The following is a 12,085-nucleotide window of genomic DNA, read 5'->3' on the forward strand; positions in this document are numbered from 1 at the left end:
TTAATCTCTTAACCTGTAAATAAATATTTACTAAAAATTGGTATTGAACTCTAATTTAAATATTGGAAATGTTAACTTTATGTGAAATCGCATATTTATCAATTTATTATCACAATGTAAATTTTACTTTACGCATATGGAAATAATTTACACAAATGGATTGAATTGTTTACGATGCATGGTATGTTATTACCCATACACTCAAACACAATACGTAAATAATAAACTAAGCAAATATAAGCTAATAAGTAGGTAAAAAATGATCATGCAAAAAGATGTACTCAACAATGTGAATATTCAAGACGAGCAGGTATTAATCACTCCTGAGAGTCTGAAAGAGAAATATCCGCTGAGTCGCAGCAACCTGCATGCCATTGCGACATCGCGCCAAGTGATTGCTGACATTATTCATCAACGCGACCCTCGCTTACTCGTGGTATGTGGTCCTTGCTCAATCCATGATGTGGATGCTGCTATTGAATATGGTGAGCGTCTGAAAGTATTAGCCGAAGAATTAAGTGATAGCTTATATATTGTGATGCGTGTGTATTTTGAAAAACCTCGTACAACCGTGGGTTGGAAAGGTTTGATTAGTGATCCATTTATGGATGGCTCTTTTGAAATGGAAAAAGGTCTGCATATCGCTCGTGACTTGCTGACTAATTTAGTGAATATGGGGCTACCATTAGCGACAGAAGCACTGGACCCTAACAATCCTCAATACTTAGGGGATCTATTTAGTTGGTCTGCCATTGGTGCAAGAACTACTGAGTCACAAACACACCGCGAAATGGCTTCTGGTTTATCTATGCCTGTTGGTTTTAAAAATGGAACGGACGGAAGTTTATCTACAGCAATTAATGCATTAAAAGCTGCTGCGATGCCACACCGTTTTATGGGGATTAATCAATCTGGCCAAGTTTGTTTATTACATACTAAAGGTAATAGTAACGGCCATGTCATTTTACGTGGTGGAAAAACACCTAACTACAACGCTGAAGACATAGCGGCTTGTGAATCTGAAATGAAAAAAGCAGGTTTAGAGCCATCACTTATGGTGGATTGTAGCCATGGAAACTCAAATAAAGATTACCGCCGTCAGCCATTAGTTGTTGATTCTATTATTGAACAAATTATTAATGGTAATGAATCAATTACAGGTATTATGCTAGAAAGCCATATTAATGAAGGGAATCAAACGTCTGAACAAGCCCGTGACTTAATGAAATACGGTGTTTCAGTAACTGATGCCTGCATTAACTGGCAAACGACGGAAACGGTATTGCGTAAATTGCATCTGGCATTATTACCTATGCTTGAACAACGTGCGCAAAAATTGAGTAAAGTGAGCTGATCAAGGTATTGGTATGTCTGTTGAGTTATCCCATTTACGGGAACAAATTGATGAAGTTGATAAATCGTTACTCGATTTATTAGCAAAAAGGCTGCAACTGGTTGCTGAAGTTGGTGAAGTGAAAAGCTTACATGGCTTACCGATTTATGTGCCTGAGCGTGAAACCAGTATGTTGGCAGCACGTCGCGCCGAAGCTGAGCGTATGGGGATCCCGCCTGATCTGATAGAGGATATTTTACGACGGATCATGCGTGAATCTTATGCGCGTGAAAATGATAAAGGGTTCAAAACATTGAACCCATCAGCTGGCCCAATTGTGATTGTAGGCGGTGATGGGAAAATGGGGCGGTTATTTCATCGTCTCCTTAGCTTATCAGGTTACCAAGTCAAAACATTGAATGAAGGTGATTGGCCACAAGCAGAGTCTATTGTTGCTGGAGCAAGTGTGGTGATCATCAGTGTGCCTATTCATTCAACGGTACAAGTGATCAACCAACTGCCTAAGTTGGATAAAAGCACGATCTTGATGGATATCGCGTCAATTAAGCAACAGCCATTAGAAGCGATGTTAGCGGCGCATGATGGGCCCGTACTTGGACTTCACCCGATGTTTGGCCCTGATGTTGGTAGCGTTGCAAAGCAAGTATTTGCTTATTGTCATGGCCGTAGCTCGGAGTCTTATCAGTGGTTCCTTGAACAGCTATTAGTTTGGGGAGCTCGCTTGAAAGAAATATCAGCTGAAGAGCATGATAAAAATATGAGCTTTATTCAGGCATTACGGCACTTTACAACATTTACCTATGGACGAAATCTTGCTGAGGAAAATATCGATTTACAGCAACTGCTTGATTTATCATCGCCTATTTATCGTTTAGAGCTCGCGATGGTTGGGCGGCTGTTTGCTCAAGACCCTCAACTGTATGCAGATATTATTATGTCTTCAAATGAAAATGTTGAACTAATACGTAGGTATCACCAATTGTTAGGCGATTCAATAGCGTTATTGGAGAAACAAGATAAAGCGGAATTTGTTCGCCAATTTAATCAAGTTAGCCAGTGGTTCGGCGAAGATGCCCATCATTTTATGAAAGAAAGCCAATCATTACTGCAACGAGCAAACGATAATCGAAAATAATCATCCCCGCCCTCTATCGTGTTTTATAGCGGTAGGGGGCTTTATTTGGGGCGTTAATTTATCACTGTCTTCCATATTATTCCATTTTAGTTAATTTCACTTGAAATCTTTATTTAAAATAAGTAATTGTACTTATATGTATAATTTCTATCAAATAATATGCTAATTAGCCTAAAATTAAATTTATTCACTATTTAATTTCAAATTAATCAATTTTTAAAATTAATATTTATAAATCGATCGATTTATATGATAAAGATCTTATCTATTTTACCGATAACACTACTCATTAAATGATGGCTAGCGTGGTAAATATATGTTTTTTAAAAATCTCAAAATCAGTATGAAGTTAACGATAGCATTCGGTGGTTTTGTTGCGCTTATTATCTTAAGTTCAATATTTTCTTTAGCGAATATGAATCGAGCTAATGAAGGAATGAAGGAAGTACTTTATGAAAGCTATCCTATTGCTTCGACTGCAGGGCAGATGATGGATAACTTTTATTCTTTTATTGGGATCCAAGAGCTGATTTTACTTGATGACAGAGGTAGTGATAAGCGCCGTGAAGAGCTTGATAAAATTACACTGAAAATAACAGAATTGTTAGAAAAACTAGAAAGCAGTGTCACTGATGATCGCTCTAAAGAAATTTTAGCGGATTTACGTGTGATCCGCCAACAATTCCATGCATCGCTGGCACGTATGAATGCATTCTTACAACAAAATAATCGCCAAGCCGCTATAGATGAGATGATGACGAAAACTTCGAGTATTCAGCGGGATTATCGAGATCATATTCAAACATTGATGGCAATCCAAGACTTGCAGATGCAAGAGATCGGTCGGAAAGTCAATGCAGACTATGAAAGTAATAAGTTATTACTTGCTGTACTCTCAATCTTGAGTATCGCTGCGGGCTGCATAATGGGGTGGTATATTACGACTATTATTACTAGACCATTGGAAAATGCGGTTAATTTCGCTCAGTCAATTGCAAATGGGGATTTGACTAAAGATATTCAGGTCACCTCAAAAGATGAAACAGGTGTGTTGCTAAATGCACTTAATGATATGAAAGAACACTTGCTGGAAATCGTCCAAGAGGTTCAGCAAGGTTCTGAAAGTATTTCGGCAGCAGCAGGGCAAATTGTTGCAGGGAACCAAAACCTTGCCGCACGTACCGAAGAACAGGCCGCGTCAGTTGAAGAAACGGCTAGTTCAATGGAGCAAATAACTTCAACTGTTCAAAACACGACTGAGCACACTCATGAAGCCAGCATGCTTGCAGACCAAGCAGCGATTATTGTGCAAAATAATGGCGATATGATGAGCCAAGTTACGAACAAAATGCGAGTTATCAATGGTTCGTCATCTCAGATGACAGAAATTATTAACCTAATAGATTCAATTGCATTCCAAACCAATATCTTAGCATTGAATGCATCCGTTGAAGCTGCAAGAGCCGGTGAGCATGGGCGAGGATTTGCCGTTGTTGCTGGGGAAGTGAGATTATTAGCACAGAAAAGTGCAGCTTCAGCGAGTGATATTCGCGGATTGATTGAAAATTCATCGTCACAAACGCAAGAAGGCATGGAACTTGTTGAAAAGGCAACTCAGCAAATACATGGCATGGTGGATAGTGTCAAAGAGATGAATGCGTTACTACGTGAAATTGGGCAAGCTAGCCGCGAGCAAAGCGATGGAATCTCTCAAATCAATAGTGCAGTGGGGCAACTTGATTTAACTACACAACAAAATGCGAGTTTAGTTGAAGAATCTGTTGTTGCTGCGGACTCCTTAAATGAACAAGCATATCATTTGAAGGAGTTAGTGAATTATTTCAGCGTTAAATCGTCGAGTCATCATCCTAAGGCTGCAATATAGTTTCCGTTAAATAGGCTGCACTGATAAAAGTGCAGCCTGATTATATTTTATTAAGGTGTGATTTTTTCAGGTTCAACAGGAACCACATTTTCGGATGGGTAGCAGCCTAATATTTTAATTGACCTAGTAATTGTTGAAAGTTCTCTCAAAGCTTGCTGCATATTATCTGAACGTAAGTTTGCATGAACATCTACATAAAACATCTCTTCCCAAGGCTTACCATTAATTGGCCTCGATTCTAATTTGCTCATAATTATCTTATTATTTTTCAAAATAACTAATGCATCAACTAAGGCACCAGCTTGTTGGCCAGTGGTAAGAAGCAGTGTTGTTTTCGCAGGGACTTGTTCAGTGACTTCAATTGGTTGCGGTGCAACAACAATAAAACGTGTCATATTAATTTGCTGATTAGCGAGATTATGTTCTATTACGCTTAAATTGTATAATGCACCACCGGCTTCACTTCCAAGCGCCGCGACACTTGGTGAGTTTTGGTCTGCGACCATTTGCATTGCAGTTGATGTACTATCACAATATTTTATTTCCCAGTGAGGAAATTGCGCTAAGTATTGGCTACATTGCTGGAAAGGCTGAGGGTGGCTATACACGGTTTTGATCTGGCTGAGATCGGTATTCCCAGTTGTTAAGAGACAATGGTTAATTGGGAGTCGAATCTCTCCAACGATTGATAATGATGTATTTTGCAGTAAATCGTAAACATCATTAATTGCACCCGAACTGGTGTTTTCTATTGGCAAAATGCCATACTCCGCTTGCCCACTTTCAACTAATGAAAAAATATCTTGGAATTTATGGCAACTGCATTCAACCAGTTGGTCAAAATGGCGAGCAGAATATTGGCGTGCAGCAATGTGTGAGTAAGAACCTTTCGGCCCTAAGAATGCGAAACGGGCAGTATCACTCGGGGTTAAATTTAAATGCTTTTGTAAAATCGCCTGTTGTGTAAGAACGGAGTCCTCAATAATCATTTGGAATAGTCGGGTGATATAAAAACCATCAAGCCCTAGCGGTTTACCTTTGTTGATTAAAACATCAAGAAGCTGACGCTCACGGTCTTTATCACGAATAGGGCGGCTATCATCAATTTTTGTTTCAGCGACTTCAACAGCATAACCACGGCGCTTTGCTAAAAGATTTAGTAATTCACTATCCAGTTGACTTATTTTTTCTCTTACTTTCAATAAATTAGTGCTGTTTTCCATGCTGCCCACCCTGTTAATATTATGATATAAAAAAAGCCCCCTAGAGGGGGCTTTCTAATTTTGTCTTCTTTTCTTTCTCGAACGACAAAAGCCCCTAATTAGGAGTTGCTAAAAAAGAAGAAAAAGAAAACAAAATTAAGATTCATATGAATACCTTTAGTAGATTCAATTTAAATAAACCCGATACTCACTAAGAAGTCAATAGCTAAGGATCAGAAACATAAAAAAACGCGCCCATAGTGAGCGCGTTTACAAGGTTCAAGATTAGTTGATAGATAATATAAAATTATAACGTAACAGTATTATTCGCTTCTTTTACACTATTATATGCTCTTCTTGATTCTCCTTTATGTTGCACTTTATTAAGTTGTCTTTCGAGTTTGTTAATTAGTTCATTAATTGCAACGTACATATCTTCATGCTTGGCACTTGCGACCAATTTTCCTGTCGCTGTTTTTATGTTGGCATCAACCATAAAACCTTGTGGCTCTTTTGATAAAACAACATGCGTATTTATCAAGGATGCTTGCCACTTATCGAGTTTTGTTAGACGGCTTTCAATGTGCTCACGAATCGCTGGGGTAATGTCCATTTGTTTGCTAGTAATGTTCACTATCATATAGTTACCTCTCATTGTTTCCGTCTTTGTTGAGTTCAGAATACCCGTTCTTGCTAAGAAAAAATTGATGTAGATCACATCTCATTCAGAGGAAGAGTTGCACTCATCCGAAGTGTGATTTCACGTAAAAAAGGGGCGAAAAAGCATTGCCAAAATGAATTGATTAAGGGAAACTGGCTGAGTTGGCTAACGGAACGGTAATTAGCCGGAGTTTTTTTTGGGTTAAAATTAGCACACTAAATGGGCAAGCAACTAAATCGCCGTTAGTATCAGGCTGCTGCAAACATATTATGTTTGGCGGCAAGCCTAATAAGTTTTGAAAATAAATTAGGAAAATCAATTTATTGATTTTCGGCTGATAACACAAAGCGGGAAAAACCATGCTTTTATCCCGCTTTGTCAACAGCCTCACAGCAGCCAAGGCTGCTGTTTTAGATCTCACGATGATATTATTGTGGGTTTGCAGCAATAATACTCGCAACTTTATTCGCTTCTTGGTTTAGCCCCATCTCATTATAAGCAATTTCCATGTATGCTAAGGCATTACGTGTTGCTTCTGTGTCTGGGTAGTCTTTTAGCATTTGTTGAACACGATTAACAACCGCGACATAAGCACCGCGTTTGTTGTAGTATTCAACAACAGAAAGGTCGAATTTTGCTAAACGGTCTTTTAAGTAAACTAATCGCTTACTCGCATCATTGGAATATAAGCTGTTAGGATAGTAGCGAACTAGCTGACTGAAATCTTTGAATGCAACTCGTGCATGCTGTGGATCTCTGTCTGAGCGGTCAATACCAAAGAGGCCTTGCAATAAGCTATCATCCAGGGCCATCGCGGTTAAGCCTCGCATATAGAGGACATAATCAATATTTGGATGAGTTGGGTTCAAACGCATGAAACGGTCAATCGCGGCTATCGCCATTGGCAGCTCTGCTGATTTATAATATGCATAAATCAGGTCTAATTGAACCTGCTGAGCATATGGACCAAATGGATAACGGTTATCAAGAGCTTCAAATTGTTTAATCGCTGCTTTAAAATTGCCGTCCTGTAGTTTTTGCTGACCTGTTGCATATATTTCAGCAGGGGAGCTATCAGGGCTGACTTCAGGAGTGCTGGAACAGCCGACTAAAATCAGGCTCAACGTGGCTGCAGCCACCAGATTTTTCATACGTATCATCACGTGTAGGTTATCCTCTGAGTGTTTCGAGGGAGTCTATCCATAAGGCTCCCGGCAAAATTCGAGTTACAATAGCATATATTTTAAATGAAACGGCACTGCCGTCAAAACACAAACACCAAAAAGTAGATTAATTTATGGCTCAACAAGTACAACTTAGTGCAACTATCGCTGAATCACAGCTTGGTCAACGTTTAGATCAGGCTTTGGCCGAATTGTTCCCTGATTATTCACGTTCTCGCATAAAAGAATGGATTTTAGCTGATAGAGTGCAGGTTAATGGCAAAGTTATCAATAAGCCAAAAGAAAAAGTTTTCGGCAGTGAACAAATTTTAATCGATGCCCTCATTGAAGAAGATAATCGCTGGGAACCACAAGATATCCCACTTAATGTGATTTATGAAGATGAAGATATCCTAATTATTAATAAACCGCGTGATTTAGTTGTCCACCCCGGGGCAGGAAACCCAGATGGCACAATTCTGAATGCGTTATTATATCGTTATCCTGAAATTGCCGATGTGCCAAGGGCGGGTATTGTTCATCGTTTAGATAAAGACACAACAGGCTTAATGGTTGTCGCAAAAACCGTTCCAGCTCAAACACACCTTGTCGAAGCATTGCAGCGTAGAGAAATTACACGTGAATATGAAGCAGTTGCGGTCGGTCGTATGACTGCGGGTGGCATGGTAGAAGAACCTATCTCTCGCCATCCAACTAAACGAACTCATATGGCTGTACACCCAATGGGCAAACCAGCCATAACGCATTATCGTGTGATGGAACACTTTAGAGCTCATACTCGTTTACGTTTACGTCTGGAAACGGGTAGAACACACCAAATTCGAGTTCATATGGCCCATATCAATCATCCATTAATTGGTGACCCTTTATACGGCGGGCGGCCACGTCCATTAAAAGGGGCGACAGAGGAATTTTTAGAGGTCATGCGTAATTTTGATAGGCAAGCACTGCACGCCACCATGTTGCGTTTATATCACCCAATCTCAGGTATTCAAATGGAGTGGCATGCACCGTTACCTGATGATATGGTTAAGCTTATTGAAGCTCTAAAAGCAGATACTGAACTGCACAAAGATGATATGGACTGGTAATGAATACATTGATTTTCCCTGATTGGCCACAACCTAAAAATATAGCTAGCTGTAGTACAACTCGTACAGGTGGTGTGAGCCAACCACCTTTTGATAGCTTGAATTTAGGTGATCATGTTGGGGATGTTCCCAACGCTGTCAGTGAAAATCGTCAACGCCTTGAGAAACTTGCTCAGCTACCACAACAGCCTGTATGGCTTGAGCAAGTGCATGGTACTGATGTGCTGCATCTTGTCGGGAATAAAATTCACAATAGGCAAGCGGATGCGGTGTATAGCAACCAGGTTGGCCAAGTTTGCGCCATTATGACGGCGGATTGCTTGCCTGTGTTATTTACTAATCAGGCCGGAACGGAAGTTGCCGCAGCCCATGCAGGGTGGCGTGGGTTATGTCATGGAGTCCTTGAAAATACAGTTGCTCAATTTATTAGTCCTGCAAATGAAATTATCGCTTGGCTTGGCCCAGCTATTGGTGCTAAGAAATTTGAAGTCGGCAAGGAAGTCAAAGAGGCTTTTGTTAATCAATCGTCTGATTTAGCCTCTGCTTTTATTCCTTATAATGATAAATATCTAGCTGATATTTATTTATTAGCACGCAAAAAACTACAAGCTGCTGGTGTAACGAAAGTTTATGGCGGTGATTTTTGTACCGTAACAGATGAAAACAGATTTTTTTCCTATCGAAGGGAAGGAAAGACTGGCAGGATGGCTTCATTGATATGGATAAACACCTAGTTTTGGTGTTTTGCTCTAAATTAACGGATATTATGAAAATAATTCCTTGCAAAACTTGAATATTTAAAAACTGACCTCATCTAGTATCCAGTAGCAAATTTAATCTCATTTATTGGAGGTGTTATGCGTCTGGACCGTTTAACTAATAAATTCCAGCAAGCTCTCGCTGACGCCCAATCACTAGCCCTTGGGCGCGAAAACCAGTTTATAGAACCTATACATCTATTAAGTGCCTTGTTTAATCAAGAAGGGGGCACCGTTCGTCCATTGCTGACGACGTTAGGCGTGAATGCCGTACAATTTCAGCAAAAAGTCGAAGATGCATTAGGTCGTTTACCTCAAGTGCAGGGTGTTGCGGGAGATGTTCAACCATCAAGTGACTTAATGCGTCATTTGAATTTATGTGATCAGTTGGCACAAAAGCACGGAGATGAATTTATCTCCTCTGAATTATTTCTTGTCGCCGCTTTAGAAGCCAATACAACATTAGCAGACATGCTCAAAGCAGCAGGTGTTAATAAAGATAATTTAAAAAAGGCAATAGAACAGATGCGTGGTGGAGAAAAAGTGAATGACCAAAGCGCTGAAGATCAGCGCCAAGCTTTGAAAAAATATACAGTTGATTTAACCGAGCGTGCAGAGCAAGGAAAATTAGACCCGGTGATTGGTCGAGATGAAGAAATTCGCCGGACCATTCAAGTATTGCAACGCCGTACTAAAAATAACCCAGTGCTGATTGGTGAGCCAGGTGTTGGTAAAACAGCAATTGTTGAAGGGTTAGCACAACGTATTGTAAATGGTGAAATTCCAGAAGGGTTAAAAAACAAACGTGTATTATCCCTAGATATGGGGGCACTGATTGCAGGTGCGAAATATCGTGGTGAGTTTGAGGAGCGTCTGAAAGCCGTTCTAAATGACCTCGCCAAACAGGAAGGTAACGTCATTCTATTTATTGACGAGCTACATACTATGGTTGGTGCAGGTAAAGCCGATGGCGCGATGGATGCGGGTAACATGTTAAAACCTGCGTTGGCTCGTGGTGAATTACACTGTGTTGGTGCAACCACATTGGATGAGTATCGACAATACATTGAGAAAGACCCAGCTTTAGAACGTCGTTTCCAAAAAGTGTATGTCGCAGAGCCATCCGTTGAAGACACAATTGCTATTTTACGTGGCTTAAAAGAACGTTATGAATTGCATCACCATGTGCAAATAACTGACCCGGCGATTGTGGCGGCGGCAACGTTATCACATCGGTATATTACTGACCGTATGTTACCCGATAAAGCGATTGATTTAATTGATGAAGCGGGTGCTAGTTTACGTATGCAAATGGATTCGAAACCTGAATCCTTAGATAGGCTGGAACGCCGTATTATTCAGCTCAAACTTGAACAGCAAGCGCTGAAAAAAGAATCGGATGACGCAAGTAAAAAACGTCTTGAGATGTTAGAAGAAGAGCTAGCAGAGAAAGAGCGTGAATATTCTGCGTTAGAAGAAGAATGGAAAGCTGAAAAAGCATCATTAACGGGTACTCAGCATATTAAAGCTGAACTTGAAAACACACGCATCGAGATGGAAAAAGCACGCCGTATGGGTGATTTGGCAAAAATGTCTGAATTGCAATACGGTAAAATTCCTGAATTGGAAAAGCAGCTTGAAGCGGCAACAAAAGCTGAAGGTAAAAGCATGAAACTGTTACGTAACAAGGTAACAGATGTTGAAATTGCTGAAATCTTAGCGCGTTGGACTGGCATTCCTGTGTCTCGAATGCTAGAAAGCGAAAGAGAGAAACTGTTACGTATGGAACAGCAACTCCATCAGCGTGTTATTGGACAAGATGAAGCTGTAGTTGCAGTATCGAATGCAATTCGTCGTAGTCGTGCAGGGTTATCAGACCCGAACCGACCAATTGGCTCATTTATGTTCTTAGGGCCAACAGGGGTAGGTAAAACTGAGTTATGTAAAGCGTTAGCAAACTTTATGTTTGATAGCGATGATGCAATGGTTCGTATCGATATGTCTGAATTTATGGAAAAACATGCGGTATCACGTTTAGTGGGGGCACCTCCAGGATATGTCGGTTATGAAGAAGGTGGGTATTTAACTGAAGCAGTTCGACGTCGTCCTTATTCAGTCATTTTATTGGATGAAGTTGAGAAAGCACACCCTGATGTTTTCAACATTTTATTACAAGTGCTTGATGATGGACGTTTAACGGATGGGCAAGGTAGAACGGTAGACTTCCGTAATACAGTAATCATCATGACATCCAACTTGGGTTCTGACTTAATCCAAGAAAGGTTTGGCATGATTGGTTACTCAGAAATGAAAGATATGGTAATGGAAGTGGTGTCCCATAGTTTCAGGCCTGAATTTATTAACCGTATAGATGAAGTCGTTGTATTCCATCCATTAGGTAAAGAGCAAATTACGAATATTGCCAATATTCAATTGGCTCGTTTATATAAACGCCTTGAAGAGCACGGTTATGAAGTCAGTGCAACACCAGCGGCACTTGAGAAAATTGGGGAGGCTGGTTTTGACCCAATCTTCGGAGCAAGGCCGTTGAAACGTGCAATTCAGCAGGAAATTGAAAACCCTCTGGCACAAGAAATCTTGTCAGGTAAGTTATTGCCAGGTAAACCTGTCATTTTAGATGTAGAAAATGACGAAATCGTTGCTAAACAGTAATTGATGTTATTGTGAAATCAAAAGGTGGCTAATAATAGCCACCTTTTTTATATCAAATTACGTATAAAACCACTTTTTTTGTTTGAGAATCGGGCGTAAAGTATAAAATATCACCACTTGAAAATTATTTTCAAAAAAACAC

The 12,085-nt window shown here is 40.0% G+C and carries 9 protein-coding genes and 1 other annotated feature; of the genes, 6 read left to right on the forward strand and 3 right to left on the reverse strand.

The features are described 5' to 3' along the window. Positions 1-259 precede the first annotated feature (259 nt). The 3 genes from PSE60_RS20470 to PSE60_RS20480 all read left to right on the forward strand — a co-directional run bounded on the left by PSE60_RS20470 (position 260) and on the right by PSE60_RS20480 (position 4,374). Positions 260-1,354 carry a 3-deoxy-7-phosphoheptulonate synthase gene (locus PSE60_RS20470; protein WP_272666583.1) on the forward strand — a complete coding sequence of 365 codons (1,095 nt, stop codon included), beginning with the start codon at positions 260-262 and terminating at the stop codon, positions 1,352-1,354. Between the two features lie 13 nt (positions 1,355-1,367). After that, complete coding sequence (gene tyrA / locus PSE60_RS20475; protein WP_272666584.1) at positions 1,368-2,489, forward strand: bifunctional chorismate mutase/prephenate dehydrogenase; 1,122 nt, start codon at positions 1,368-1,370, stop codon at positions 2,487-2,489. A gap of 316 nt (positions 2,490-2,805) precedes the next feature. Further along, entirely contained in the window at positions 2,806-4,374 is a 1,569-nt protein-coding gene (locus PSE60_RS20480; protein ID WP_272666585.1) for a methyl-accepting chemotaxis protein, read from the forward strand. 50 nt (positions 4,375-4,424) lie between these two features. On the opposite strand, the gene pheA is transcribed toward PSE60_RS20480, so the two are convergent. The 3 genes from pheA to bamD all read right to left on the reverse strand — a co-directional run bounded on the left by pheA (position 4,425) and on the right by bamD (position 7,397). After that, on the reverse strand, positions 4,425-5,597 hold the full coding sequence (pheA, locus tag PSE60_RS20485) for a bifunctional chorismate mutase/prephenate dehydratase (protein WP_198641897.1): 1,173 nt from the start codon (positions 5,595-5,597) through the stop codon (positions 4,425-4,427). Positions 5,598-5,623: 26 nt separating this feature from the next. After that, positions 5,624-5,744 (reverse strand) — a sequence feature (Phe leader region). Between the two features lie 139 nt (positions 5,745-5,883). After that, positions 5,884-6,216: a ribosome-associated translation inhibitor RaiA gene (gene raiA, locus PSE60_RS20490; RefSeq protein WP_004913987.1), complete on the reverse strand. Its 333-nt coding sequence runs from the start codon at positions 6,214-6,216 to the stop codon at positions 5,884-5,886. A gap of 449 nt (positions 6,217-6,665) precedes the next feature. After that, positions 6,666-7,397: an outer membrane protein assembly factor BamD gene (bamD, locus tag PSE60_RS20495; RefSeq protein ID WP_004913985.1), complete on the reverse strand. Its 732-nt coding sequence runs from the start codon at positions 7,395-7,397 to the stop codon at positions 6,666-6,668. A gap of 137 nt (positions 7,398-7,534) precedes the next feature. Between bamD and rluD the strand changes: the two genes are divergently transcribed. From rluD to clpB, 3 genes are all read left to right on the forward strand, one after another. Continuing rightward, positions 7,535-8,512 carry a 23S rRNA pseudouridine(1911/1915/1917) synthase RluD gene (gene rluD, locus PSE60_RS20500; RefSeq protein WP_004913983.1) on the forward strand — a complete coding sequence of 326 codons (978 nt, stop codon included), beginning with the start codon at positions 7,535-7,537 and terminating at the stop codon, positions 8,510-8,512. Continuing rightward, entirely contained in the window at positions 8,512-9,246 is a 735-nt protein-coding gene (gene yfiH / locus PSE60_RS20505; protein WP_272666586.1) for a purine nucleoside phosphorylase YfiH, read from the forward strand. Before rluD ends, yfiH begins: the two co-directional genes overlap by 1 nt. Before the next feature lie 123 nt (positions 9,247-9,369). After that, positions 9,370-11,943: an ATP-dependent chaperone ClpB gene (clpB, locus tag PSE60_RS20510; protein ID WP_004913979.1), complete on the forward strand. Its 2,574-nt coding sequence runs from the start codon at positions 9,370-9,372 to the stop codon at positions 11,941-11,943. The last annotated feature ends 142 nt before the right edge of the window (positions 11,944-12,085 follow it).

Source organism: Providencia sp. PROV174 (assembly GCF_028480685.1).
Taxonomy (GTDB): Bacteria; Pseudomonadota; Gammaproteobacteria; order Enterobacterales; family Enterobacteriaceae; genus Providencia; species Providencia rettgeri.